The following is a 24,849-nucleotide window of genomic DNA, read 5'->3' on the forward strand; positions in this document are numbered from 1 at the left end:
GGAACTCGATCATGCAGAGCGGCATCGAAAGGGAGCTTACGGGCGACCTCCCATTCCCTGGGACCTTAACCGGAGGGGACGCTATGTCGGCTTCCATCGACGCGGAACAAAAGTTCGACCGGGTCAAGGCCCAGTTGAAGGCGCGTCTGGGAACCGAAGTCTATTCGAGCTGGTTCGGGCGCATGAAGGTCGCCGAGGCGTCCCGGGGCATTGTCCGCATCTCGGTGCCCACCGCCTTCCTGCGCTCGTGGATCAACGGCCACTACCTCGACCTCATCGCCGAGCTGTGGAAACACGAGGATCCTGAAATCCTCAAGATCGAGATCGTCGTGCGCACCGCTACCCGCCCGGGGCGCAACGGCGTCGAGCCCGAAGTGGCCCCGGCGCGCAAGATGACCAGGCAAGCGCAAACGGCGCTGGCCGCGGGAACAGCGGCCCCCGGCAGGGTGGAGCGGGTACCGGCACCTCGCCCGGGAATGCCTGCCGAGACCGAGTTCCGGCACAATGTGCTCGGTTCGCCGCTTGACCCGCGCTACACGTTCGGCTCCTTCATCGAAGGACCGTCGAACCGGGTGGCCTTCGCCGCCGCCAAGGCGGTGGCGGAATCGCAGTCGAGCGCGGTGCGCTTCAATCCGCTGTTTCTGCACGCGACGGTGGGGCTGGGCAAGACGCACCTGCTGCAGGCGATCGCGGCGGAATCGCTGAAGCAGAATCCGAAGTCGCGCGTCGTCTATCTCACGGCCGAATATTTCATGTGGCGGTTTGCCACCGCGATCCGCGATAACAACGCGCTGACGCTGAAGGAACAGTTGCGCGACATCGACCTCCTCATCATCGACGACATGCAGTTCCTGCAGGGCAAGTCGATCCAGCATGAATTCTGCCATCTGATCAACATGCTGCTCGACAGCGCCAAGCAGGTGGTGGTCGCCGCCGACCGGCCGCCGTCGGAACTGGAATCACTGGAGCCCCGCGTCCGCTCGCGCCTCAACGGCGGCGTCGCGCTCGAAATGTCGGCGCCGGATTTCGCCATGCGGATCGGCATGCTCAAGCTGCGCCTTGCCACCGCCAAGGCCGACGATCAATCGCTCGACATCTCGGAGGAGATCCTCAACCATGTCGCCCGCACGGTGACCGGCAGCGGGCGTGAACTCGAAGGTGCGTTCAACCAGCTTCTGTTCCGCCAGTCGTTCGAACCGCAGATCACCATCGACCGCATCGATGAGATCCTCGGCCACATCTATCGTTCGGGCGAGCCGAAGCGGGTGCGCATCGAGGACATCCAGCGCATCGTCGCGCGCCACTACAATGTGTCGAAGACGGAACTTCTGTCCAACCGGCGCACCCGCACCATCGTCAAGCCGCGGCAAGTCGCGATGTACCTGTCGAAGGTGATGACACCGCGCTCCTTGCCGGAGATCGGGCGGCGTTTCGGTGGCCGCGACCATACGACGGTGCTGCACGCCGTGCGCAAGATCGAGGATCTTTCAGGCGTCGACAACACGCTGGCGCAGGAGCTCGAATTGCTGAGAAGACTGATCAACGACCAGGCCTGACCGGCCCGAAAAAACAGAAGCGTGTCGCGTCTGGATGGCTGCAACGCGCTTGAAATCTCTGTCTTTATGCACGTCGTTGCCGCAAAGCCCATGCACACTCTCGGGCCTGACCCGAGGGCATGCTTTTGGGCGACAGGCATGGCTTGCGGGCTTCGCCGGTTTTAACCCAAGAAAGCCCGCGTAACCGGCCCGAACCGTCAGCACGGGCTTGCGTTCACGGGTTTTTTCCTGTCAGTTTGTGCAGATTCTGAGCCTGTTCAGACCTTTCGCGGGTTGCCGCTTGCCGGAGACCCGCTCATTCATTCAAGCGAGCCTGTTTCGTCATGCGTGTTATCCTGGAACGGTCAAATCTCCTGAAGTCGCTCAACCACGTTCATCGCGTGGTCGAACGGCGCAACACTATACCGATCCTGTCGAACGTGCTGCTGAGCGCCGAAGGCGCCACCCTTGAAATGAAGGCGACCGACCTCGACCTGGAGGTGACCGAAGCCACGCCCGCCAAGGTCGAGCGCGGCGGCGCGACGACGGTCCCGGCGCACCTGCTCTACGACATCGTGCGCAAGCTCGCCGACGGCGCGGAGGTCATGCTGAAGACCGACGAGGACGGCAACGCCATGACGGTGACCTCGGGCCGCTCGAGCTTCCGCCTGCAGTGCCTGCCGCAATCCGATTTCCCGGAGCTTTCGGCCGGATCGTTCTCGCATATCTTCCGGCTCGATTCGGTCGCGCTCAAGGGCCTGATCGAGAAGACCCAATTCGCCATCTCCACCGAAGAGACGCGCTATTACCTGAACGGCATCTACCTGCACACGCATGACGCCGACGGCAAGCTGAAGCTGCGCTCGGTAGCGACCGACGGCCATCGGCTGGCGCGCGCCGAGATCGACGCGCCGGCAGGATCGGAAGGGATGCCGGGCATCATCATTCCGCGCAAGACGGTGAGCGAATTGCAAAAGCTCGTCGACGACCCTGATATCGCGGTGACCACCGAATTGTCCGACACCAAGATCCGTTTCACCATCGGCAGCGTCGTTTTGACCTCGAAGCTGATCGACGGCACCTTCCCGGACTATCAGCGGGTGATCCCGACCGGCAACGACAAGAAGCTGATCATCGACCGCCAGAGTTTCGCCGCCGCCGTCGACCGCGTCTCGACCATTTCGTCCGAACGCGGCCGGGCGGTGAAGCTTTCGATTGGAGAAGGCCAGGTCACGCTTGCAGTCAACAATCCGGATTCGGGCAGCGCCACCGAGGAACTGGCCGCGGATTATTCGTCCGACGCGATCGAAATCGGCTTCAACGCCAAATATCTGCTCGACGTCGCCGCCCAGTTGACCGGCACCGAGGCAAAATTCATGCTGGCGGATGCCGGCTCGCCAACGCTGATCCACGACATGGCCGACGAAACCACCCTCTACGTGCTGATGCCGATGCGGGTCTGATGCATGTCGCGCAAAAGTGTGCAGCGGTTTTGCGATAACGACATGCATAAAACAACAAACCTAAAGCGCGTCCCATGAGGCCGGTCAAACGCGGCGCGCTTTAGGCCCGAACGAGGCCATCTTGCTGTCATGACCGGAGTTGCGAAGCAGCCTGAGCGCGATCAGCAGACTCATATAAGTAAGCTTTCGCTTACCAATTTCCGCAATTACACAACACTTTCGATCGATCTCGATCCCGGCCCGGTGGTTTTTTCCGGTGACAATGGTGCCGGCAAAACCAATCTGCTGGAGGCGATTTCCCTGTTGACGCCGGGGCGCGGCCTGCGCCGTGCGCCTTATGCCGACGTGGCGCGCGAAGGCGGCGACGGCGGCTTTGCCATTCATGCCCGGCTCGATGGGCCGGTCGGCCCGGCCGAGATCGGCACCGGCATCGCGGGCGGCGACGCCGCCGAAGGCGGCCGGCGGGTGCGGATCAACGGCGCGGCGGCGCGCTCGGCGGAGGACATGCTGGAATGGTTGCGCGTCGCCTGGCTGACACCGGCGATGGATGCATTGTTCACCGGGCCGGCCGCAGATCGGCGGCGCTTTCTCGACCGGCAGGTGCTGGCGATCGATCCGGGCCACGGCCAGCGCGCGCTCGATTACGAAAAAGCGATGCGCGGCCGCAATCGACTGCTCGCCGAAGGCTCGCGCGATGGCGCCTGGTTCGATGCGATCGAGACGCAAATGGCCGAAACCGGTGTGGCGATTGCCGCGGCGCGTGCCGAACTGGTGCGCCTGCTCACCGCCATGATCGACAGGCTGCCAAGCTCCGGTCCATTTCCGCAAGCCGACATCGGCCTGTCCGGCTCGCTGGAAAGCGAGGTCACAACCAGCGCGGCTGTCGATGTCGAGGAGCGGTTCCGCCGCGCGCTTGCCGAAGTTCGCGATCGCGACCGCGCCGCCGGGCGCACGCTCGACGGCCCGCACCGGTCGGACCTCGTGGTGCGGCACCGGCCCAAGGCGATGCCGGCCGAACTCTGTTCGACGGGCGAGCAGAAGGCGCTGCTGGTCGGCATGGTCCTGTCGCACGCCCGGCTGACCGGCGAGATGTCTGGCATGACGCCGATCCTGCTGCTCGACGAAATCGCCGCCCATCTCGACGCGGGCCGACGCGCCGCGCTGTTCTCGATCCTCGAAGAGCTGAATTGCCAGGCTTTCATGACCGGGACCGATGCGGCGCTGTTTTCCAGTCTCGACGGACGCGCGCAGTTTTTGACCGTCGATCATGGCACGGTTCGGTGAATGGTGAAGGGTGAAGGGTGAAGGGTGAAGGGTGAAGGGTGAAGGGTGGTGAGAGCGCCATTATTTCACTAATCACTAATCACTAATCACTACTGAGTGGTCGCTATTCACTATTCACTATTCACTATTCACTATTCACTATTCACTATTCACTATTCACTATTCACTATTCACTATTCACTGTTTACTATTCACTATTCACTATTCACCATTCAACCGCTGCGCACCCCGATGGCCAAGCCGATGGCAGGCTTTGGCAACGTGCATTACCGCCTGACAAGGTTTTTCTCCCGCTATATGGTCCGGCGATGATCACCACCGCGCTCACCGACGAAGAACTCGAACGCTACGCCCGCCACATCGTGCTGCCCGAGATCGGTGGCGCCGGCCAGCAGCGACTGAAGCGGGCTCGGGTCCTGGTCGTCGGCGCCGGCGGGCTGGGAGCGCCGGTGCTTGAATATCTTGCCGCAGCCGGCGTCGGCACGCTCGGCATCGTCGACGACGACAGCGTCTCGCTGTCGAACCTGCAAAGGCAGGTGATCCACGGCACCGGCGCTGTCGGCATGGCGAAGACCGACAGTGCCAAGGCGGCGATCGCCAGCATCAACCCCAACGTCGCCGTGGAACTACACAATCTCAGGCTGACGGCGGACAACGCCCCTGCCCTAGTCGCCGGTTATGACATCGTCGTCGACGGCTCCGACAATTTCGAAACCCGTTATGCGGTGGCCGACGCCTGCGCCGCGGAAAAGCGGCCGCTGGTCCATGCCGCCGTCGGCCGCTTCGACGGCTCGGTGACCGTGCTGAAACCGTTCGAGACCGGCACCGACGGCAGGCCGAATCCGAGTTATCGCGATCTTTTCCCGGAACCACCGCCGGCCGGCTTGGTGCCATCCTGCGCCGTGGCCGGCGTGCTCGGCGTGCTGACCGGCGTCGTCGGCACGCTGCAGGCCATGGAGGCGATCAAGCTGATCGCCGGCATCGGCGAGCCGCTGGTCGGCCGGCTGCTGCTTTACGATGCGTTGGCCGCGCGCTTCGACACGATCCGCTACAAGAGCAGCTAGATTTTGGGCAGCCTGGTTTCCGTCGCGCAGCTTCCGGCCGATTTCGAGCGTTGGGACGAGGTGCTGGCGCTGATCATGCGCGCCTTCGCTGCCATGGACGGCGTCATCGATCCGCCATCGTCAGCGCATCGGCTTACGGTCGAGAATCTCCGCGACAAGGCCCGGCAGGAGACGGGCTTTGCGGCGCTGAACGACGGCAGGATTGTCGGCTGCGTTTTTGTCCTCGAGCGGGCCAACGATTTCTATGTCGGAAAGCTCGCGGTCGAACCGGACTTTCAGGGACAAGGCATTGCCAGGCGGCTGATGCAAGCTGTCGAGGACCTTGCCCGCGACCGCGGCAAGCCTGCGATCGAGCTTCAGACGCGGATCGAATTGACCGGGAATCACGCGGCCTTTGCCCGCCTTGGCTTTCGCGAAACGAAACGGACGGCGCACAGTGGCTATGACCGACCGACCTCGATCACCATGCGCAAGGTGCTTTTGTAAGTATACGCTAATTTAAGATGGCAGCCGGTCACGTCCGCAGCGGCAGTACGCGATCCGGCGGCCGATGGCCATCGAAGAAGGCGCGGATGTTGATGATCACCTTCTCGCCCATGTCGATCCGGCCTTCGAGCGTCGCCGACCCCATATGCGGCAACAGCACGACCTTGCCCTTGGCGGCGAGCTTCAGCAATTTGCTGTTCAGCGCCGGCTCATGCTCGTAGACGTCGAGCCCGGCGCCGGCAATCTTGCCGTCCTGGATCAGCTTGACCAGAGAGTCCTCGTCGATAATGTCGCCGCGCGCCGTGTTGACGATGTAAGCGGACGGTTGCAGAAGCGCCAGCCGCCGCGCCGAAAGCAGATGGAAGGTCGCCGGCGTCGACGGACAATTGACCGAAATGATGTCCATGCGGGCAAGCATCTGGTCGAGGCTTTCCCAATAGGTCGCCTCCAGCTCATCCTCGACCGCGGCAAGCACGCGATGGCGGTTGTGATAGTGGATCGACAGGCCAAACGCCTTGGCCCGCCGGGCGACGGCGGTGCCGATGCGGCCCATGCCGACAATGCCGAGGCGTTTGCCCCAGATACGCCGGCCGAGCATCCAGGTCGGCGACCAGCCGGCCCATTTCTTGTCGCCGGTCAGCACATTGGCGCCTTCCGCCAGCCGCCGCGGCACCGCCAGCATCAGCGCCATGGTCATGTCGGCGGTATCTTCGGTCAGCACGTTCGGCGTGTTGGTGACGGTAATGCCCTTCTTCGCTGCTGCTGACACGTCGATCTTGTCGACGCCGTTGCCGAAATTGGCGATCAGCTTGAGGTTGTCGCCGGCCTGAGCGATCAGCGCCGCGTCGATTTGATCGGTTATGGTCGGCACCAGCACGTCGGCTTCCTTGACCGCCGCGACCAGTTCCGGCTGCGTCATCGGCCGGTCTTCGACATTCAGCCGGGCGTCGAACAGCTCACGCATGCGGGTCTCGACCGGGTCGGGCAGCTTGCGCGTGATGACGACGAGGGGCCTTTTTCTGCCTACCATTGTTTCCTCGAACCCGACCTCGTTGAGACCTCTTTAACCAAGACAGGCGAAACTGCAGGCCGGTCGCGGTGCCAGTTCTCCATGTAACAAGAGGTTCCGCCGAAGACAAAGAAAAAGGGGGCGCCAAGGCCGATGAGCCGGCGCCGAAAGGGAACGAAAGTGTCTGGTTTCGCGTCGCTCCGCCTGGCCCTCAGCGCAGCATTTCTCGGCGCTCTGCTTTATTCCCCGGATGTGGTGGCACAGAATGCGGCAGCACCGACCCAGAGCGTCACGCTCGGGCCGAGCGGCCTGCCGCTGCCGCGCTTCGTCAGCCTGAAAGCCGGCCGCGTCAACTCCCGCGTCGGACCAGGCGTCAACTATTCCGTCGACTGGATGTATATGAAGCCCGGCCTGCCGATGGAGATCATTCAGGAATTCGACACCTGGCGTCGGGTGCGCGATGCCGACGGCTCGGAAGGCTGGATCAACCAGTCGCTGCTTTCCGGTCGCCGCACGGCGATCGTAGCACCCTGGCAGCGCGGCAAGGATGCCCGAATCAACCTTCTCGACGACCCGCAAAAGGATGCCGGCATCGTCGCAATCGTCGAGCCGGGCGCCATGGGCACGATCAAGTCCTGTGACGGCGAGTGGTGCGAAATGACCTTCAATGGCCACACCGGCTGGCTCGCCCAGTCGCTGGTCTGGGGCGCCTATCCCGGCGAACGCGTCAAGGACTGACTCTTCTTGCCGATCGAGTCCGGAGGCCGATACCGGCGAAACGGTATCTCGCGGCCTTATGACGAGCCGATCACTCGCAGCGTTTGGGGCGCAGCCTCACGACGATATCGACATTGGCGATCTCCATCCCCTCCGGTGGCTCCGGCAGGTTGGAAACCGTGACAGGACCGCTGGCGATGTCGAAAATCCTGTTTTCGCCCTCAATGTAGAAATGATGGTGATCGGAGGTGTTGGTGTCGAAGTAGGTCTTCGACCCCTCGACGGCCAGGATGCGCAGAAGGCCCGCCTGGGTGAATTGATGAAGGGCGTTGTAGACGGTGGCGAGCGATACCGGCACGCCGGCGGCGATCGCCTCCTCGTGCAGTTCCTCGGCCGACAGATGGCGGTCGCCTTTGGCAAAAAGCAGATCGGCCAGCGCAATGCGCTGACGCGTCGGCCTCAGGCCAGCTTCGCGAACCCGCTTGTCCACAGCGACATTTTCCTTCCGGCAGCCCAGATCCATCTATCCGTCCAAGCTCAAGTTTCGCCTCAAGAGCTGCCCAGAACGGCAAAAAACGAACATTGACCGAACCTGGACATCCCCCGACATATATTCTGTCGGCCGAATACGATCAATAGCGCGCATTGACCGTGGCAGGCGGGCAGGTTAAGCGCAAACGCCGGTTTCCGGCCGGAAATAGATTGTGCTAGGAACCAACGACAAGGGCGCGCTACCGCCCGGACGATTATTGGGGACGGAGACTGATGGCGGTTTCGAAATCCAGCTACGATTACGAGGAACTGCTTGCCTGCGCCCGCGGCGAGCTGTTCGGACCTGGAAACGCCCAGCTCCCCTATCCGCCGATGCTGATGTTCGACCGCATCACCGAAATCAGCGAGACTGGCGGCGCCTTCGACAAGGGCTTCATCCGCGCCGAGTTCGACATCAAGCCGGACCTGTGGTTTTTCGCCTGCCACTTCATCGGCAACCCGATCATGCCGGGATGCCTGGGCCTCGACGCCATGTGGCAATTGACGGGATTCTACCTCGGCTGGCTCGGCGAGCCGGGCAAGGGCATGGCGCTGTCGACCGGCGAAGTGAAATTCAAAGGCATGGTGACGCCGTCGGTCAAGAAGGTAGAATATGGCGTGGATTTCAAGCGCGTGATGCGCGGCCGGCTGGTGCTGGGTATCGCTGACGGCTGGCTGAAGGCGGATGGCGAACCCATATACGCAGCAACGGATCTCAAGGTGGGTCTGTCCAAGCAATCGGCCGCCGCCTGACCGGCGCCTGCGCAGCGCGGCGAGCCCGCGGGAGGCGCAAAGGAAGCTGTAGAACTTAATTTGCGCATCCTTGTCCGGCAGGTTTCGGGTTCATGCGCTGGAAGGAGTTGCGAATGAGACGGGTCGTAGTGACAGGCCTCGGCATCGTGTCGTCGATCGGCAACAATGCCAACGAGGTGCAGGCCTCGCTGCATGATGCCAGATCCGGCATCAGCTTCTCCGATTCCTTCGCCGAACACGGCTTCCGCTGCCAGGTCTGGGGAGCGCCGACGCTCGACCCCTCGGCGCTGATCGATCGCCGCGCCATGCGCTTCCTGTCGCAAGGTGCGGCCTGGAACCATGTCGCCATGGACCAGGCTATCGTGGACGCTGGACTTGGCGAGAGCGACATCACCAATGAGCGCACAGGTATCGTCATGGGATCGGGCGGACCATCGACCAGAACCATCGTCGAAGCCGCTGAAACCACGCTCAAGAACGGCAGCCCCAAGCGAATCGGCCCGTTCGCGGTGCCGAAGGCGATGTCGTCGACCGCTTCGGCGACGCTCGCCACCTGGTTCAAGATCCACGGCGTCAATTATTCGATCTCTTCGGCCTGCTCGACCTCGGCGCATTGCATCGGCAATGGCTACGAACTGATCCAGTGGGGCAAGCAGGACATGATCTTCGCCGGCGGCCATGAGGATCTCGACTGGACGATGTCGGACCTGTTCGACGCGATGGGCGCCATGTCCTCCAAGTTCAACGACCGGGCATCGGCTGCCTCGCGCGCCTATGACGTCGATCGCGACGGCTTCGTCATTGCCGGCGGCGCCGGCGTGCTGGTCCTGGAAGAGCTCGAGCACGCCAAGGCGCGCGGCGCCAAGATCTACGCCGAGGTCGTCGGCTATGGCGCGACCTCGGACGGCTTCGACATGGTGGCGCCCTCGGGCGAAGGCGCGGTGCGCTGCATGCGGCAGGCGCTGGCGACCGTCTCTTCGCCGGTCGACTACATCAACACGCACGGCACCTCGACGCCGGTCGGCGATTCCAGGGAAATGGGCGCGATCCGCGAGGTGTTCGGCGAAAACATGCCGTTCATCACCTCGACGAAATCACTGACCGGCCACTCGCTGGGTGCGGCCGGCGTGCAGGAATCGATCTACTCGATCCTGATGATGCAAGGCGGCTTCATCGGCGAGAGCGCCCATATCGAGCAGCTCGATCCGGAATTCGAGGGTATGCCGATCGTGCGAGAGCGCATCGACGATGCCAGGATCGACACCGTCTTGTCCAACTCGTTCGGTTTCGGCGGCACCAACGCAACGCTGATTTTCCAGCGCTATTCCGCATAAGGACTGCCGCCATGGACGGATTGATGAAGGGCAAGCGCGGGCTTGTCATGGGTGTCGCCAACGACCATTCGATCGCCTGGGGCATCGCCCGGAAACTGTCCGAACATGGGGCGGAACTCGCCTTCACCTATCAGGGCGAAGCCTTCGGGCGCCGGGTCAAGCCGCTCGCCGACAAGCTCGGCTCCTCGCTGGTCGTGCCTTGCGACGTCGAGGACAGCGCATCGGTTGCCGCTACCTTCGAGACCTTGGGCGAGGCCTGGGGCGGCCTGGACTTCGTCGTCCACGCCATCGGCTTTTCCGACAAGAACGAGCTGAAAGGCCTTTACGCCGACACCAGCCGCGACAATTTCGTCCGCACCATGGTCATCTCCTGCTATTCCTTCACCGAGGTCGCCCGTCATGCGGCCGCGCTGATGAAGGACGGCGGCTCGATGATCACACTGACCTATGCCGGTTCGGTCCGCGTCATGCCGAACTACAACGTCATGGGCGTCGCCAAGGCCGGGCTTGAAGCCAGCGTCCGCTATCTCGCCAACGACTACGGCCCGCGCGGCATCAGGGTGAACGGCATATCCGCCGGACCGGTGCGGACACTGGCCGGCGCCGGGATTTCCGACGCACGCCACATGTTTTCCTACCAGCAGCGCAATTCGCCGCTGCGCCGCACAGTGACCATCGACGAAGTCGGTGGTTCCGCGCTCTATCTGCTGTCCGACCTGTCGTCGGGCGTCACCGGCGAAATCCACTATGTCGATTCCGGCTACCACATCGTCTCGATGCCGGCGCTCGACGAGCTGAAGCGGACCGACAGCGGACGAGAGTAATTCGGCCGCAGAAGATGCCTTAAAGCGCGTCGCGTTTGAATGGATTCATGCGCTTTAAGTTCTTGTTTATGCATGTCGTTATCGCAAAACCGCTGCGCACTTTTGCGCGACATGCATTGGTCCCCGTGAACCAGCCTTCAGCGGCGCGCCGCGAAAATCTTGAACATGCCGTCGCGGGCGATCTCGGCATGGCTGGAGAAGGCGGCCGCCAGCACCGGCTCGTAGGGAAGCTGGCGGTTCGCCACCATGAACAGCCGACCGCCCGGCTTCAGCGCCTTTGCCGCGGCGCGGATCATGCCGGCGCCGATCTCGGGCTCGGCCGCCCGGCTGCGATGGAAGGGCGGGTTCAAGGCGACGGCGTCATAGCGCCGCTCGACCGGCTCGCTCAAAAGATCGATCCAGAAGAAACCGGGTTCCGCCGCTGTGTTGCCGATATTGAATTTCGCCGCCTCCAGCGCATCGAACTCGGCCTCGTAGAGATCGAGCGCCGATATGCCAGGTGAGCGGGCGGCGACCTCGGCCGCCACATAGCCCCAGCCGGCGCAGAAATCGGCAACGCTGCCACGCAGGTCGCCGGGCAGATTGTCGACCAGCAATCTCGAACCTGCATCGATCTTGTCGAAAGAAAACATGCCTGGTGCGGTGCGGAACCGATCCTCGACCAGAAGGGCTGGATTGGCGGCGCGAAGTGCCGCTGCGACCGCGGCATCGGCAGGTTGATGAAACCAGAAGGCGATGCCGTGATGTTTCGGCAAATGGCCGTCGAGCGGCACAAGCTCGTCGATGCGCTTGCGCAGGCTGGCAATGCCATCGTCCTTGGCGCCGGCAACGACAATCGATCCGCCCGGCCGCACACGCTCAATCGCCTCGGCGATGCGCAATTCGTTCTGCCCGCGATGGCGGCCGGCAAGCACCAATGCCGCATCGAAACCTTCGCCCTCCAGGCGCGGCGTGACGGTGAAACCGGCCGCCTGCAGCGCGCGAAAGTGCGGCCGGAAGCCTTGCACCAGATGCAGTGCTGCATCAAAACCTTCGGGCAGGCGGAAGCCCGGCTCAGCGCCCAGAAAGAGGACACGCTCGCCCTTACGCGGCAAGGCAACAGCCTCGGCCTCGAACGGATGGAACAGTGTCTTCAGCGGCTCGGCGGACATTTTTCGATCTCGAAGTGCAGCTGGCTTGACCAGAAAATGAAAGCGGGCGCGACCTGTCGGCGCGCCCGTTTCGATTGTACGGTCAGATCGCTCAGGCGGCGTCTTCTTCGCCGTCGGCCTTCTTGTCGCGGGCGATTTCCTTGCCGGTGGCCTGGTCGACAACCTTCATCGACAGGCGGACCTTGCCGCGCTCATCGAAGCCCATCAGCTTGACCCAGACCTTGTCGCCTTCCTTGACGACGTCCGAAGTCTTGGCGACGCGATCATTGGCGAGCTGCGAGATGTGGACGAGGCCGTCACGCGGACCGAAGAAGTTGACGAAAGCGCCGAAGTCGGCGGTCTTGACGACCGTGCCCTCGTAGATTTCGCCGACTTCCGGCTCGGCGACGATGGTGTGGATCCACTTCTTCGCCGCCTCGATCTCCTTGGCGTTGGACGAAGCGATCTTGACCGTGCCGTCGTCCTCGATGTTGATCTTGGCGCCGGTCTTTTCGACGATCTCGCGGATGACCTTGCCGCCCGAGCCGATCACGTCGCGGATCTTGTCGGTCGGGATGTGCATGACCTCGATGCGCGGCGCGAATTCGCCGAGTTCGGAGCGCGCGCCGGACAGCGCATGGCCCATTTCGCCGAGGATATGCTGGCGGCCGTCCTTGGCCTGATCCAGCGCGATCTTCATGATCTCCTCGGTGATGCCCTCGATCTTGATGTCCATCTGCAGCGAGGTAATGCCGTTGGCGGTGCCGGCAACCTTGAAGTCCATGTCGCCGAGATGGTCCTCGTCGCCGAGGATGTCGGAGAGCACCGCGAAGCGCTCGCCTTCCTTGATCAGGCCCATGGCGATGCCGGCGACCGGCTTGGCCAGCGGCACACCGGCATCCATCAGCGCCAGCGAGGTGCCGCAGACGGTAGCCATCGACGACGAGCCGTTGGACTCGGTGATCTCCGAAACGACGCGCAGCGTGTAGGGGAACTGGTCCGATGTCGGCAGCATCGGGCGGATCGCGCGCCAGGCGAGCTTGCCGTGGCCGATCTCGCGGCGGCCGGGCGACCCCATGCGACCGGTTTCACCGACCGAATAGGGAGGGAAGTTGTAGTGAAGGAGGAACTTTTCCTTGTACATGCCGGTCAGCGAATCGACATACTGCTCGTCCTCGCCGGTGCCGAGCGTGGCGACGACCAGCGCCTGGGTCTCGCCGCGGGTGAACAGCGCCGAGCCGTGGGTGCGCGGCAGGACGCCGACTTCGGAGACGATCTTGCGAACCGTCTTCAGATCGCGGCCGTCGATGCGCGAACCGGTGTCGAGGATGTTCCAGCGCACGACCTTGGCCTGGAGCTCCTTGAACACGGTGCCAATCTGCTCGGACGTATACTTGGCTTCTTCGCCTTCGGCGGGTGCGAACGCAGCCTTGACCTTCGCCTTGACGGCGTCGACGGCGGCATAGCGCTTCTGCTTGTCGGTGATCTTGTAGGCATCGCGAAGCTCGCTTTCGACGATCTTCAGCATCTCGGCTTCAAGCGCCGAATAATCCGGCGCGGTGAAGTCACGCGGATCCTTGGCGGCGACTTCTGCCAGCTTGATGATGGCGTCGATCACCGGCTGGAAGCCGCGATGGCCGAACATGACGGCGCCGAGCATCAGATCCTCGCCGAGTTCCTTGGCTTCGGACTCGACCATCAGCACGGCGTCGGAGGTGCCGGCGACGATCAGGTCAAGCTTGGATTCCTGCATCTCGTCGACATGCGGATTGAGCACATATTCGCCGTTGATGTAGCCGACGCGGGCGCCGCCGATCGGACCCATGAAAGGGACGCCGGACAGCGTCAAAGCCGCCGAGGTGGCGACGATCGACAGGATGTCCGGGTCGTTTTCGAGATCATGCTGGACCACGGTGACAACGATCTGCGTGTCGTTCTTGTAACCGTCAGCGAAGAGTGGGCGGATCGGCCGGTCGATGAGACGGGAAACCAGCGTTTCCTTTTCGCTCGGACGGCCTTCGCGCTTGAAATAGCCGCCCGGGATCTTGCCGGCGGCATAGGTCTTTTCCTGGTAGTTGACGGTCAGCGGGAAGAAGTCGAGGCCGGGTTTTGGTTCCTTCATCGAAACGACGGTGGCGAGAACCTTGGTTTCGCCGTAGGTGGCGAGCACCGCGCCGTCAGCCTGGCGCGCAATCTTGCCGGTTTCGAGGATGAGCGGACGGCCGCCCCATTCGATTTCCACTTTGTGGTGATTGAACATGTCTTGTCCTTCATATGCGGAAAGGGCCGCGCCATTTCACCGTGCGCGAATGCCCCTTTCCCTTGGCTTCGTTCTCGGGCAGCCACGGGCAAGACAACGGGAAGCTCGGGTAAATCCGGCGCGGGTGCCGCGCGAGCGTCCTGCAATCCTGCCCCATGACCGTCCATGGGCGGTTTCGAATGGCCCTGTGCTATCTCGAAACCGGGTCTGGCCAATCGATCCGACTGGCCTTGCGCACGACCCGAGAACCGCGGCTCTCGGAAATGCCTTGCGCAAATTCAAAGTTTCAGAGCGTCCCATGTGCGCGTCCAAATCGAAGCGCGGCGCTCTACTTCCTTCATTGGAGCAATGGACTGCTCCAATGCGCGACCGGCGGGCTCTCGAAAGAACCCGCCGGTCAATTCGTCAACGGCGCAGACCGAGCTTCTCGATCAGCGTCTGATAGCGCGCGTCGTCCTTGCGCTTGAGATAATCAAGCAGGCTGCGGCGCTGGGAGACGAGAGCGAGCAGACCACGGCGGGAATGGTTATCCTTCTTGTGGTCCTTGAAATGGTCGGTCAGGTTCTTGATGCGCTCGGAAAGGATGGCCACCTGGACTTCCGGAGACCCGGTATCGCCCTTGGCGGTTGCGAATTCACCCATCAATTCCTTCTTGCGCTCGGCAGTAATCGACATCGTGTTTTTCCTTATCTGTTTGAGGAAACGGGACGCCCTCGGCCGGGATGTCGTCCAGCAGGGGCCGGTACAAGCAACGTGGCATTGCACGATGCTGCGGCGCATATAGGGCAATTCAGGCAAAAACACCAGCCCAATTCACAAGCCGGCTTTTTGCTGCACAAACGAAGATTTCGCCTCGGCTAAAGCCACTTCTTCCATCTGAAGAAGGCGACAAGCCCGAGCGCGACAACGGCCATGAACACCAGCGCTGCCGGATAGCCGTATTGGGCCTTCAGCTCCGGCATGTTCCATGGCGAGGCTTCGGGGTCGAAGTTCATGCCCCACACGCCAGCGAGAAAGGTGAGCGGGATGAAGATCACCGAGACGATCGTCAGATAGCTGATGACGTCGCTGGTGCGTGCCTGACTCAGCGACAGATGCATCTCGATCAGACCGGTCAGCATGTCGCGCTGGGTTTCGACCAGTTCGATGAGCCGAAGCGAGTGATCGAGCGTGTCGTTCAGGAAGATCTTGGTCTCGGGCTTGACGTAGGGCACGTCGTTGCGGATCAGCGTCGCCAGCGCGTCGCGCATCGGCCAAAGCACCCCCTTCAGCACATTGGCGTCGCGCCGCAACTCGTGAAGCCGCCGCATCTGGTGCTTGTCCGCCGCGCGCAGCATCTGGTCCTCGATGCTGTCGACCAAATCGCCGGCGGACTCGATCGGCGGGAAATAACTGTCGACGATGGCGTCGATCAGCGCATAGGCGAGATAGTCGGCGCCGCGTGAGCGCAGCCGGTTGGGCATCGAGCTTTCGATGCGCTTGCGCACGGGATCGAACGGATCGCCTTCGCGCTCCTGGAAGGTGACGACGAAGTTCCTGCCGAAGAAGACCGCGATCTGCTCGTAGCGATGCGCGGTGACGTCGTCGATCATCCTGACGACGACGAAGGCATGGTCCTCGAAGAAGTCCACCTTCGGCCGCTGGCCGGTGTTGACGACGTCTTCCAGCGCCAGCGGATGCAGGCTGAAAATCCGGCCGATCTCCTCGATCAGCGGGATGTTGGCGAGACCAGTGCAATCGAGCCAGATGACCGGCCATGCGTTGCAATGAGCATTCAGGTCGTTGATGCTGGCATCTTCGATTGTCTCGAATTTGTCGGGCGACATCAGTGTCAGTCGCAGTTCGCTGCGCCGCGCCGCAGGGTCGGCGATCAGTGTGCCTGGTGATGCGCCGATCGGCGGCCGCCGTGCTGTCACCGGCGCCCGCTTCCTGATCGTCTCGGCCTTTGCCATGTGCCCCTCGAATGTACCTCTGATCGAGATTAGACGAGGGGGCTCAGCCGGCAAAGACCCGCTTCGGCTTGAACATGCCTTGCTCGATGGCGCCGATGGCGACCAGCTTGCCGCGCGCCGTGGCGCAGGCTTCCTCGGCTTCCACCGGCGCGTCGCGGCCACGGATAATGACCGGGTTGCCGAGGCGGATTTTTGTTGCCGCGTCGTCGCTGATCGCGATCTGCGGCAGGCAGTCGAGCGCGGCTGACGTGTCGACCAGAAACGCGTCGATGGCGTCGAAGTCGACCGGCACCGTGTCCGCTGAATCCGAACCCTCATCGGGCTGTTCGCCGAAGCGGGCGGCTTCCAGCTCGGCGATGGTGACGAAGTCTTCCTGCGTGAACGGCTCGACCTCGATCCGGCGCAGTTCGGCGATGTGACCGAAACAGCCGAGATCGCGGCCCATGTCGCGGGCCAGCGAGCGGACATAGGTGCCCTTGCCGCATTCGACCTCGAAAATGGTGCTGTCAGCACTGTGCTCGATCAGGTCGAGGCGGCCGATCTCGACTTCCCGCGCCGGAATGTCGACCGTCGCGCCGTCGCGGGCAAGATCATAGGCGCGCTCGCCGGCGATCTTGATGGCCGAAAATTGCGGCGGCGTCTGCATGATGACGCCGGTGTATTTCGGCATCAGCAAAAGCACATCGGCTTCAGCCGGACGCTGGTCGGAGCTTTTCGTCACCGGCCCTTCGAGGTCATCGGTCGAACGCTCCTCACCCCAGGCAACCGTGAAGCGGTAGACCTTGGCGCCATCCTGGACATAGGGGACGGTCTTGGTCGCTTCGCCGAGCGCGATCGGCAGCATGCCGGAAGCGAGCGGGTCGAGCGTGCCGGCATGGCCGGCCTTTTCCGCCTGGAACAGCCATTTGATCTTGGAGACGGCTTCGGTCGAACCCATGCCGACGGGTTTGTCCAGCACCAGCCAGCCGGAGATCGGCCGACCCTTCTTCTTGCCGCGACGCGCCACTATTTTTCGTCCTTGTCGTTGTCTTTGTTCTGGTCGCCGATCTGGGCGTCTGGGCCGAGATCGCGCGCCACTTCGGGCGAGTGCAACAATTCGTTGATCTTCTGGAAATTGTCGTAGCTGGTGTCGAGCCGGAAGCGGAATTCCGGCATGTACTTCATCTGCCGGAGCGCGCCGGAAACGCGGCCGCGCACGAATTTCGCATGCTTGTTGAGCGCCTCGACCACCGCATCGGCATCACTGGCGCCAAGCGGCGAGACGAAAGCGGTGGCGATCTTCAGATCGGGCGACATGCGCACCTCCGAGACCGAAACCACCGAATTCTCGATCAGCGGATCGAGGATCTCGCCACGTTGCAAGGTTTCCGACAGCGCATGCCGCACCTGCTCGCCGACGCGAAGCATGCGCTGGGATGGACCTGACGTGGTTGAACGGGGCATTTTTCTCTATCCTGAAATCGTGAGGCACGGGATGGGACCGCGCCGCATGTCTCATATGCTTTAAAGCCTGATCCATCCCGATAGAAATCGGAATGGATCAGGCTCTATTTTTTGTTGACCATGATCTTCTCCGAAAACCGGATACCACTTTTCGGGATCATGGTTTAGGCGGCAGCCTTTCGACCACCGCCCGGTCTGTAAATGCTCGAACTCAAGTTGCTCGAACTCAGCTCAGAGCGTCCTGGTCACCATCTCGACGCGGAAGCACTCGATGACGTCGCCGACGCGCATGTCTTCGTAGTTCTGGAAGGCCATGCCGCATTCCTGGCCACCCGGAACCTCCGCAACTTCGTCCTTGAAGCGCTTCAGCGTCTTCAGCGTGCCTTCGTGGATGACGACGTTGTCGCGGATCAGGCGAACGCCCGCACCGCGCTCGACCTTGCCTTCGGTGACACGGCAGCCGGCGATCTTGCCGACCTTGGTGATGTCGAAGATCTCGAGGATCTCGGCATTGCCGATGAAGGTCTCGCGACGCTCCGGCGACAGCAGGCCGGACAGCGCCGCCTTCACGTCATCCACGAGGTTGTAGATGATCGAGTAATAGCGGATCTCGATGCCTGCGGCCGCAGCCGCCGCACGCGCCTGCACATTGGCGCGAACGTTGAAGCCGATGATTGCGGCGCCCGAGGTTTCCGCCAGCGAGACATCGCTTTCGGTGATGCCGCCGGCGCCCGCATGAACGATGCGCGCACGCACCTCGTCGGTGCCGAGCTTGTCCAGCGCTGCGCTGATCGCCTCGATCGAGCCCTGCACGTCGCCCTTGATGACCAGCGGGAATTCCTTCAGCCCGCTCGTCTGCAGTTGCGACATCATCTGTTCGAGCGAACCACGCTGGCCGGCATGCTTGGCCACCGCCTTCTCACGCGCCAGACGCTGGCGATATTCGGTGATCTCGCGGGCGCGGGCCTCGTTGTTGACGACGGCGAAGCGGTCGCCGGCCTGCGGGGTTCCCTGCAGACCGAGCACTTCCACGGGCATCGCCGGCGGCGCTTCCTTGATCTGCCCGCCACGGTCGTTGACCAGCGCGCGCACCCGGCCCCATTCGTTACCGGCAACGAGGATGTCGCCAGGCATCAGCGTGCCGGTCTGGACCAGCACCGTGGCGACGGGGCCGCGGCCCTTGTCGAGCTGAGCTTCGATGACGACGCCCTCGGCGGTGCGGTCCGGATTGGCCTTCAGGTCGAGGATTTCGGCCTGCAGCAGGATCGCTTCGAGCAGCTTGTCGAGATTGGTGCCCTTGGTCGCCGACACTTCGACGTCCAGCACCTCGCCGCCCATCGATTCGACGAAGACTTCGTGGCGCAGTAGTTCCGAGCGCACCTTCTGCGGGTCGGCGTCATGCTTGTCGATCTTGTTGATCGCCACAATGATCGGAACGCCGGCCGCCTTGGCATGGCTGATCGATTCGATCGTCTGCGGCATCACGCTGTCGTCGGCCGCCACTACCAGGATGGCGATGTCGGTCGCCTGAGCGCCACGGGCGCGCATTGCCGTGAAGGCGGCGTGGCCGGGCGTATCGATGAAGGTGATCTTGTTACCGTTCTTCTCGACCTGATAGGCGCCGATATGCTGGGTGATGCCGCCGGCCTCGCCGGACACAACATTGGCATTGCGGATGGCATCGAGCAGCGACGTCTTGCCGTGATCGACATGGCCCATGATGGTCACCACCGGCGGACGCGGCTCGAGATCCTCGGGACGATCGGCGATGTTGAAGAGGCCTTCCTCGATGTCGGACTCGGCGACGCGGCGAACCGTGTGGCCGAATTCGGTAGCGACCAGTTCGGCCGTGTCGGCGTCGATGACGTCGCCCGGCTTCAGGATCTGGCCCTGTTTCATGAAAAACTTGACCACATCGACGGCGCGCTCGGACATGCGCTGCGCCAGTTCCTGGATGGTGATGGTTTCGGGAAGTATCACTTCGCGCATGACTTTCTCGCGCGGTTCGTTATGCAGCGCGCGCTTGAATTTCTCCTGGCGCCGACGCATCGACGACAGCGAACGCGCACGCGCATCCTCATCGGAAAGTGCGGCATTCAGCGTCAGCTTGCCGCGGCGGCGATCTTCCTCGCCCTTGGTCGGCTTGGCCGGACGCGCCACTTCCGGCGTGACCGGACGGCGCACCGGGGCGCCGGCGCCGGTCCGCTTCGGCTTGATGTCCTCGTCGTCGACTGTCGCCAGTTCGGCAGTCAGCGGCGCGCGGCGGCGCGCCTCTTCCTCGGCACGCCGGCGGGACTCGGCCTCGGCCTGCAGCCGGGCTTCTTCCTCGGCTTGGCGGCGCGCGGATTCCTCGCGCTCGCGACGGCGGCGCTCTTCATCCTCGGCGCGGCGCTTGGCCTCGTCGATGGCGCGCTGGCGATCCTCGACGTCGCGCACCTTCGAACCCTCAAGAGCCCGGCGGCGCGCCTCCATTTCATCGCGCGACAATTGGTTCAGCACCATGCCGCCACGTTCGACCGGCGGCGGAGGCGGCGGCGCCTTGGGGGCTTCCTGCACAACCGGCGCTGCCGCGACCGGTGGCTTCGGGGTGAAGACGGACACAGGGGCAGCAGCCGGCTCCGGCTTGTCACCGGGCAGCGAGAACTTGCGCTTCTTGGTCTCGACCACGACCGCCTTGGTGCGGCCATGCGAGAAGCTCTGGCGCACGGTGCCCTGTTCCGTACCGGGGCGCTTCAGCGTCAAAGTCTTCTTCGGCGTAACACTCAACGTCTTGTCGTCGCCCGATTTCGTATCGCTCATTCCATATCCTCTGCGGCATCATCTTCGTCAGCAACGGCCGCAAGCATTGCCAGATCGTCCGGGGAACCGCCCCGATACCGGTCGAGCGCAACCATGCGCTTCTGGACCGCCCTGCCCGCGTCTCCCGCGAGAACGGCAGCATGTATCACATTTGTACCCCCCAATGCCAAGCTCAACTCGGCCTCGGAGAAAAGTTTGTAGGCAAGGATGGCGGGGCCACCGAGGTGGACGGTTGCCCGTCGCGCCTGGCTGATCTTGCGGACGCCGTCATCTGACGCCTCGGTCGCATGCAACACGAAAAGCGCCAGCCCGCCACGCACCGCGCTCTCGACCTTGGTGGCGCCGAGCGCGATCGCGCCTGCCTTGCGGGCAAGACCGAGCATGCCCAGAGCGTATCTGGAAAGCAGCCCGTCGACCATGTCGCCGAGATCGGTCGGCACGGTCACCTGCGCCTTGAAGGCGCGAGCGAACAGGTTTTTCGCTGCCGCCTTGTCGATATGTAGGCGGTCGGCAGTCACCCAGCAACCGCGTCCGGGCAGGTTTTTCTTGATATCCGGAACGACGGCCGAATCCGGGCCGACGACGAAACGGATCAGTTCATCCGGTTCGGCCTGTCTGCGCGTGACGATGCAAGTGCGATCGTTCATCTCGTCCAAGGGCGGCTTGTGTGCGATGCGGTTTCACCTCACGCACCAACGGCTTCGTCAGCCGGCACGTCTTCGGCTGCAAGCTCGTCTTCGGTGATCCAGCCGGCCTTGAGGCGAGCAGCCAGAACCATCTGTTCAGCATCGGCCCGCGACACGCCGTGATTGGCGAGCACGCCCGGGAATACCTTCGTCTCGCCGTCCTTGCGTTCCTTCCAGCCGGTCAGATCATCGGCTGCATAGCCGGCGAAATCCTCGATCGTCTTCACGCCATCCTCGCCGAGCGTCACCATCATGGCGGTGGTCACGCCTGGAATCTCACGCAACTCGTCCTTGACGCCGAGCGCCTTACGCTTCTCGTCATGCTCGGCTTCGATCTTCTCCAGATATTCGCGGGCGCGAGCCTGGATTTCCGAGGCGGTGTCCTCGTCGAAGCCATCGATCGACGCGATCTCGTCGGCATCGACATAGGCGACTTCCTCGACGCTGGTGAAGCCTTCGGAGGCGAGCACCTGGCCGACCATCTCGTCGACGTTGAGCGCATCCATGAACAGAGCCGAGCGTTCGACGAACTCCTTCTGGCGTCGCTCGCTCTCTTCCTGCTCGGTCAGGATGTCGATATCCCAGCCGGTGAGCTGCGAGGCGAGCCGGACGTTCTGGCCGCGGCGGCCGATGGCCAGCGACAGCTGGTCGTCCGGCACCACGACCTCGATGCGTTCGGCGTCCTCGTCGAGCACGACCTTGGCGACTTCCGCCGGCTGCAGCGCGTTGACGATGAAGGAAGCGGCCGAAGGCGACCACGGAATGATGTCGATCTTCTCGCCCTGCAATTCGCCGACCACCGCCTGAACGCGGCTGCCGCGCATGCCGACACAGGCGCCGACCGGATCGATGGAACTGTCACGCGAGATGACGGCGATCTTGGCGCGCGAACCCGGATCGCGGGCGACCGACTTGATCTCGATAATGCCGTCGTAGATTTCCGGCACTTCCATGGTGAACAGCTTCGCCATGAACTGCGGATGGGTGCGCGACAGGAATATCTGCGGACCGCGCTGCTCGCGGCGCACGTCATAGACATAGGCGCGGACGCGATCGCCATATTTGTAATTTTCGCGCGGGATCAGCTCGTCGCGACGGATTATCGCCTCACCGCGGCCGAGATCGACGATGACGTTGCCGTATTCGACGCGTTTGACAGTACCGTTGACGATCTCGCCGATACGGTCCTTGTACTCGTCGTACTGGCGGTCACGCTCGGCCTCGCGCACCTTCTGCACGATGACCTGCTTGGCCGACTGCGCGGCGATGCGGCCGAAATCCATCGGCGGCAGCTGTTCGGCAATGAAGTCGCCGAGCTGGGCGTCGGGATTGCGCTCACGCGCCGAGGATATGGCGATCTGCGTCGCATAGTCGTCGACCTTCTCCACCACTTCCATCAGCCGCTGCAGCTTCATCTCGCCGGTATTCGGATTGATGTCGGCACGGATGTTGGTTTCCTGGCCATAGCGCGAGCGCGCCGCCTTCTGGATCGCATCGGCCATGGCGGCGATGACGATCGACTTGTCGATCGACTTCTCACGCGCGACCGCATCGGCGATCTGCAGCAGTTCAAGCCTGTTTGCGCTTACAACCATCTTTTTTCTCCCGAGCTTGTTGCCGAGCCTTTGCGCCCGGCAGCCCAATCACATTTCCTGTTCGGTTTCATCTTCTACGCCCGCTTCTACGCTCTCTGGCGCGTCTTCGGGCTCGCCGCGGCGCTTCTTGGCTTCCTTGCGCGCCCTGTTGTCCTTCGACAGTGCGTCGCGGATAAGGTCGTCGGTCAGGATCAGCCGTGCTTCGGCAATCGAATCGTAGGGCACACGCACCGTCGGCTGTTCGCCATAGGCCGCCTTGTCGCGCTCGATCAGCACGCCGTCCGCGTCGCTCTCGGCGATCTTGCCTTTGAAGCGCTTGCGGTCGGCGACGAGGACCGAGGTTTCCATCTTCACCAGATGGCCCGTCCAGGTCGCGAAATCCGACTTGCGGACCAGCGGCCGGTCGATTCCCGGCGACGACACTTCGAGATGATACGCCTTTTCGATCGGATCATCGACATCGAGCGCCGGCGACACCGCCCGGCTGACCTCTTCGCAATCCTCGACGGTCATGGTGCCGTCCTCGCGTTCGGCCATGATCTGCAGCGTCAGCCCGTTCTGGCCCGTCAGATGCACCCTGACAAGGCGGAAGCCAATGGCACGCAGAACCGGCTGCACGATCAGCGCGATGCGCGCATCGATGCCGCTTTCGCGGATGATGCGGTCGTCGCTGTCGGGTACCGTTGCCGTCATTCTATTCCTGTCGCTTCGTCGGCGGCCGGAAGGTAACAAAAAAGAGCGGGACCGGGTGGACCCACTCTTCGCCATACCGACCAAGAATTTGAGCCTGATATAGACGATCGCAGCCGTCGTTTCAAGCCCGCATGCAGTCCGTGTCGGTAAGCAGATGAATCGTCCGCATGCAGGGTGGGCGAAACTGTCGGGGGCGGCAGCGTTGCACAGGGCGCATGGCGGCCATGCGCCAACGTCCCTGTGATATCAGGCAGTACGCGCCTATCTATGTTGCGTTGCACAAAATCAATCACGCATTGCAGCAGGCGAAAGGGCATAATCATGACCAACCGCAAGGTTTTCTCGGCCATCGGCGATTTCTTCACCGTCTTCGGCAGCGCCGTCGCCGCTTCGCACGCCGTCGAAGCCGGCCGCAAGCCGCGCGCACGCGATCTGCGCAATCTCGGCATGGATCCGGCCGCCTTCAACAAGATCGGCCGCTTCTAAGTCTAAGTCCGGCGACGCAGGGACGAGGACATCTCTGGTCCTCGTCGACGGCAAAGTGCGCTAGGCGCGCTTTGAATAGGACTATCTTCGGACGAAGGTGAGGTAGGCTGGCCGCCGGCCTTCGCGAACGGCCTTCGCCTCGTAGCGTGTACCCGGCCAACCCTTATAGGGCCGCTGCCAGTCGGCTGCCTCTTCAGCCTGCCACGCAAACGCTTCATGTGCCCGGCAGTGCAGCAGCGTCCAGTTCACATAGCTATCGATATCGGACGCAAAGCGGAATGTTCCGCCTGACTTCAGCACGCGCGCGAAACGGTCGAGATTGACCGGACTGACGAAGCGGCGCTTCCAGTGTTTCTTCTTCGGCCAGGGATCGGGATAGAGAAGGTCGATGCCGTCGAGCGAGGCTTGCGGGAGCCAGTCGAGCAGGCGCGTGGCGTCGTCGTCATAGACCCGAAGATTGGCAAGCGGCCGTTCCCTGACCGCCATCATCATCTTGGCCATGCCGTTGACGAAAGGCTCGACGCCGACAAAACCGGTCTCAGGAACCGCCGTCGCCCGATGCAGCAGGTGCTCGCCGCCACCAAAACCAATTTCGAGATGAATGGCGCGGACATCGGCTTCGAACAGGCTGCGCAAGTCGGCCGGCGGTCCGGCCGTCAGATCAAGCCGGTAAGTGCTAAAACCGCTTTCCAGTGCCGCTGCCTGCTGCGGACGGATGGCCTTGCCGCGCCGGCGACCGAAAAATGCTTCGGTCGCACGGCTTGGCCGGTCTTTCGGATCCATGTCTTCCGGATCTATGGACGCC

Annotated in this window: 23 protein-coding genes; 10 read left to right on the top strand and 13 right to left on the bottom strand. The window is 62.9% G+C overall.

Features of this window, described 5'->3' with window-relative positions; all coding sequences use genetic code 11:
• The first annotated feature begins 83 nt into the window (after positions 1–83).
• The 5 genes from dnaA (at position 84) to AC0L2M_RS21600 (ending at position 5,832) form a co-directional block, all read left to right on the top strand.
• The gene (gene dnaA / locus AC0L2M_RS21580) at positions 84–1,556 is read left to right on the top strand and encodes a chromosomal replication initiator protein DnaA (protein ID WP_023802135.1); all 1,473 of its coding nucleotides are present in this window, start codon (positions 84–86) and stop codon (positions 1,554–1,556) included.
• A gap of 323 nt (positions 1,557–1,879) precedes the next feature.
• Positions 1,880–2,998 (top strand): DNA polymerase III subunit beta, encoded by a 1,119-nt coding sequence (gene dnaN / locus AC0L2M_RS21585; RefSeq protein WP_023802134.1) that lies wholly within the window; start codon positions 1,880–1,882, stop codon positions 2,996–2,998.
• Between the two features lie 129 nt (positions 2,999–3,127).
• Positions 3,128–4,282 (top strand): DNA replication/repair protein RecF, encoded by a 1,155-nt coding sequence (gene recF / locus AC0L2M_RS21590; RefSeq protein ID WP_473535837.1) that lies wholly within the window; start codon positions 3,128–3,130, stop codon positions 4,280–4,282.
• Between the two features lie 308 nt (positions 4,283–4,590).
• Positions 4,591–5,346 (top strand): molybdopterin-synthase adenylyltransferase MoeB, encoded by a 756-nt coding sequence (locus tag AC0L2M_RS21595; protein ID WP_473535838.1) that lies wholly within the window; start codon positions 4,591–4,593, stop codon positions 5,344–5,346.
• A 3-nt stretch (positions 5,347–5,349) separates the two neighbouring features.
• Complete coding sequence (locus tag AC0L2M_RS21600) at positions 5,350–5,832, top strand: GNAT family N-acetyltransferase (protein ID WP_287281055.1); 483 nt, start codon at positions 5,350–5,352, stop codon at positions 5,830–5,832.
• Positions 5,833–5,860: 28 nt separating this feature from the next.
• On the opposite strand, the gene AC0L2M_RS21605 is transcribed toward AC0L2M_RS21600, so the two are convergent.
• The gene (locus AC0L2M_RS21605) at positions 5,861–6,862 is read right to left on the bottom strand and encodes a 2-hydroxyacid dehydrogenase (protein WP_023802130.1); all 1,002 of its coding nucleotides are present in this window, start codon (positions 6,860–6,862) and stop codon (positions 5,861–5,863) included.
• 159 nt (positions 6,863–7,021) lie between these two features.
• Here AC0L2M_RS21605 and AC0L2M_RS21610 point away from each other — a divergent pair, with 159 nt between their 5' ends.
• On the top strand, positions 7,022–7,579 hold the full coding sequence (locus AC0L2M_RS21610; RefSeq protein ID WP_473535839.1) for an SH3 domain-containing protein: 558 nt from the start codon (positions 7,022–7,024) through the stop codon (positions 7,577–7,579).
• Positions 7,580–7,649: 70 nt separating this feature from the next.
• Here the strand turns inward: AC0L2M_RS21610 and irrA are convergent, their stop codons facing one another.
• Entirely contained in the window at positions 7,650–8,081 is a 432-nt protein-coding gene (irrA, locus tag AC0L2M_RS21615) for an iron response transcriptional regulator IrrA (RefSeq protein WP_023802128.1), read from the bottom strand.
• Positions 8,082–8,323: 242 nt separating this feature from the next.
• On the opposite strand from irrA, the gene fabA reads away from it, so the two are divergent.
• The 3 genes from fabA (at position 8,324) to fabI (ending at position 11,000) form a co-directional block, all read left to right on the top strand.
• Positions 8,324–8,842, top strand: coding sequence for a 3-hydroxyacyl-[acyl-carrier-protein] dehydratase FabA (gene fabA / locus AC0L2M_RS21620; RefSeq protein WP_023802127.1), 519 nt, complete (start codon positions 8,324–8,326; stop codon positions 8,840–8,842).
• Positions 8,843–8,955: 113 nt separating this feature from the next.
• Positions 8,956–10,176, top strand: a complete 1,221-nt coding sequence (fabB, locus tag AC0L2M_RS21625; protein WP_023802126.1) for a beta-ketoacyl-ACP synthase I — start codon at positions 8,956–8,958, stop codon at positions 10,174–10,176.
• 11 nt (positions 10,177–10,187) lie between these two features.
• Entirely contained in the window at positions 10,188–11,000 is an 813-nt protein-coding gene (gene fabI, locus AC0L2M_RS21630) for an enoyl-ACP reductase FabI (protein WP_023802125.1), read from the top strand.
• 137 nt (positions 11,001–11,137) lie between these two features.
• Here the strand turns inward: fabI and AC0L2M_RS21635 are convergent, their stop codons facing one another.
• The 10 genes from AC0L2M_RS21635 to rimP form a co-directional block, all read right to left on the bottom strand.
• Entirely contained in the window at positions 11,138–12,151 is a 1,014-nt protein-coding gene (locus AC0L2M_RS21635) for a class I SAM-dependent methyltransferase (RefSeq protein WP_473535840.1), read from the bottom strand.
• A 91-nt stretch (positions 12,152–12,242) separates the two neighbouring features.
• Complete coding sequence (gene pnp, locus AC0L2M_RS21640; protein WP_473535841.1) at positions 12,243–14,390, bottom strand: polyribonucleotide nucleotidyltransferase; 2,148 nt, start codon at positions 14,388–14,390, stop codon at positions 12,243–12,245.
• A 405-nt stretch (positions 14,391–14,795) separates the two neighbouring features.
• The gene (gene rpsO, locus AC0L2M_RS21645) at positions 14,796–15,170 is read right to left on the bottom strand and encodes a 30S ribosomal protein S15 (protein ID WP_274609416.1); all 375 of its coding nucleotides are present in this window, start codon (positions 15,168–15,170) and stop codon (positions 14,796–14,798) included.
• 77 nt (positions 15,171–15,247) lie between these two features.
• Positions 15,248–16,342, bottom strand: coding sequence for a magnesium/cobalt transporter CorA (gene corA / locus AC0L2M_RS21650; protein ID WP_473535842.1), 1,095 nt, complete (start codon positions 16,340–16,342; stop codon positions 15,248–15,250).
• 43 nt (positions 16,343–16,385) lie between these two features.
• Positions 16,386–17,348, bottom strand: coding sequence for a tRNA pseudouridine(55) synthase TruB (gene truB, locus AC0L2M_RS21655; protein ID WP_287217761.1), 963 nt, complete (start codon positions 17,346–17,348; stop codon positions 16,386–16,388).
• Positions 17,348–17,785: a 30S ribosome-binding factor RbfA gene (gene rbfA / locus AC0L2M_RS21660; RefSeq protein ID WP_128169859.1), complete on the bottom strand. Its 438-nt coding sequence runs from the start codon at positions 17,783–17,785 to the stop codon at positions 17,348–17,350. The genes truB and rbfA overlap by 1 nt, the downstream gene beginning before the upstream one ends.
• A 231-nt stretch (positions 17,786–18,016) precedes the next feature.
• Entirely contained in the window at positions 18,017–20,584 is a 2,568-nt protein-coding gene (gene infB, locus AC0L2M_RS21665) for a translation initiation factor IF-2 (protein ID WP_023802118.1), read from the bottom strand.
• Positions 20,581–21,231, bottom strand: coding sequence for an RNA-binding protein (locus AC0L2M_RS21670; RefSeq protein ID WP_287175350.1), 651 nt, complete (start codon positions 21,229–21,231; stop codon positions 20,581–20,583). Before AC0L2M_RS21670 ends, infB begins: the two co-directional genes overlap by 4 nt.
• A 38-nt stretch (positions 21,232–21,269) precedes the next feature.
• The gene (nusA, locus tag AC0L2M_RS21675) at positions 21,270–22,865 is read right to left on the bottom strand and encodes a transcription termination factor NusA (RefSeq protein WP_023802116.1); all 1,596 of its coding nucleotides are present in this window, start codon (positions 22,863–22,865) and stop codon (positions 21,270–21,272) included.
• A 48-nt stretch (positions 22,866–22,913) separates the two neighbouring features.
• Entirely contained in the window at positions 22,914–23,558 is a 645-nt protein-coding gene (rimP, locus tag AC0L2M_RS21680) for a ribosome maturation factor RimP (protein WP_128174033.1), read from the bottom strand.
• A 321-nt stretch (positions 23,559–23,879) separates the two neighbouring features.
• Here rimP and AC0L2M_RS21685 point away from each other — a divergent pair, with 321 nt between their 5' ends.
• The gene (locus tag AC0L2M_RS21685) at positions 23,880–24,044 is read left to right on the top strand and encodes a hypothetical protein (protein ID WP_095517012.1); all 165 of its coding nucleotides are present in this window, start codon (positions 23,880–23,882) and stop codon (positions 24,042–24,044) included.
• Between the two features lie 81 nt (positions 24,045–24,125).
• Here AC0L2M_RS21685 and trmB read toward each other — a convergent pair whose 3' ends face one another.
• Positions 24,126–24,827 (bottom strand): tRNA (guanosine(46)-N7)-methyltransferase TrmB, encoded by a 702-nt coding sequence (gene trmB, locus AC0L2M_RS21690; protein WP_473535843.1) that lies wholly within the window; start codon positions 24,825–24,827, stop codon positions 24,126–24,128.
• Positions 24,828–24,849: the final 22 nt, after the last annotated feature.

This window comes from Mesorhizobium sp. WSM4806, assembly GCF_055811635.1.

Coding starts and splice junctions, on each gene's coding strand:
- nusA (WP_023802116.1), bottom strand. CDS start 22,865: ATGGTTGTAAGCGCAAACAGGCTTGAACTGCTGCAGATCGCCGATGCG.
- fabA (WP_023802127.1), top strand. CDS start 8,324: ATGGCGGTTTCGAAATCCAGCTACGATTACGAGGAACTGCTTGCCTGC.
- AC0L2M_RS21670 (WP_287175350.1), bottom strand. CDS start 21,231: ATGAACGATCGCACTTGCATCGTCACGCGCAGACAGGCCGAACCGGAT.
- dnaA (WP_023802135.1), top strand. CDS start 84: ATGTCGGCTTCCATCGACGCGGAACAAAAGTTCGACCGGGTCAAGGCC.
- AC0L2M_RS21685 (WP_095517012.1), top strand. CDS start 23,880: ATGACCAACCGCAAGGTTTTCTCGGCCATCGGCGATTTCTTCACCGTC.
- rpsO (WP_274609416.1), bottom strand. CDS start 15,170: ATGCGCCGCAGCATCGTGCAATGCCACGTTGCTTGTACCGGCCCCTGC.
- rbfA (WP_128169859.1), bottom strand. CDS start 17,785: ATGCCCCGTTCAACCACGTCAGGTCCATCCCAGCGCATGCTTCGCGTC.
- trmB (WP_473535843.1), bottom strand. CDS start 24,827: ATGGATCCGAAAGACCGGCCAAGCCGTGCGACCGAAGCATTTTTCGGT.
- fabI (WP_023802125.1), top strand. CDS start 10,188: ATGGACGGATTGATGAAGGGCAAGCGCGGGCTTGTCATGGGTGTCGCC.
- AC0L2M_RS21635 (WP_473535840.1), bottom strand. CDS start 12,151: ATGTCCGCCGAGCCGCTGAAGACACTGTTCCATCCGTTCGAGGCCGAG.
- pnp (WP_473535841.1), bottom strand. CDS start 14,390: ATGTTCAATCACCACAAAGTGGAAATCGAATGGGGCGGCCGTCCGCTC.
- infB (WP_023802118.1), bottom strand. CDS start 20,584: ATGAGCGATACGAAATCGGGCGACGACAAGACGTTGAGTGTTACGCCG.
- fabB (WP_023802126.1), top strand. CDS start 8,956: ATGAGACGGGTCGTAGTGACAGGCCTCGGCATCGTGTCGTCGATCGGC.
- irrA (WP_023802128.1), bottom strand. CDS start 8,081: ATGGATCTGGGCTGCCGGAAGGAAAATGTCGCTGTGGACAAGCGGGTT.
- AC0L2M_RS21595 (WP_473535838.1), top strand. CDS start 4,591: ATGATCACCACCGCGCTCACCGACGAAGAACTCGAACGCTACGCCCGC.
- rimP (WP_128174033.1), bottom strand. CDS start 23,558: ATGACGGCAACGGTACCCGACAGCGACGACCGCATCATCCGCGAAAGC.
- AC0L2M_RS21605 (WP_023802130.1), bottom strand. CDS start 6,862: ATGGTAGGCAGAAAAAGGCCCCTCGTCGTCATCACGCGCAAGCTGCCC.
- recF (WP_473535837.1), top strand. CDS start 3,128: ATGACCGGAGTTGCGAAGCAGCCTGAGCGCGATCAGCAGACTCATATA.
- corA (WP_473535842.1), bottom strand. CDS start 16,342: ATGGCAAAGGCCGAGACGATCAGGAAGCGGGCGCCGGTGACAGCACGG.
- dnaN (WP_023802134.1), top strand. CDS start 1,880: ATGCGTGTTATCCTGGAACGGTCAAATCTCCTGAAGTCGCTCAACCAC.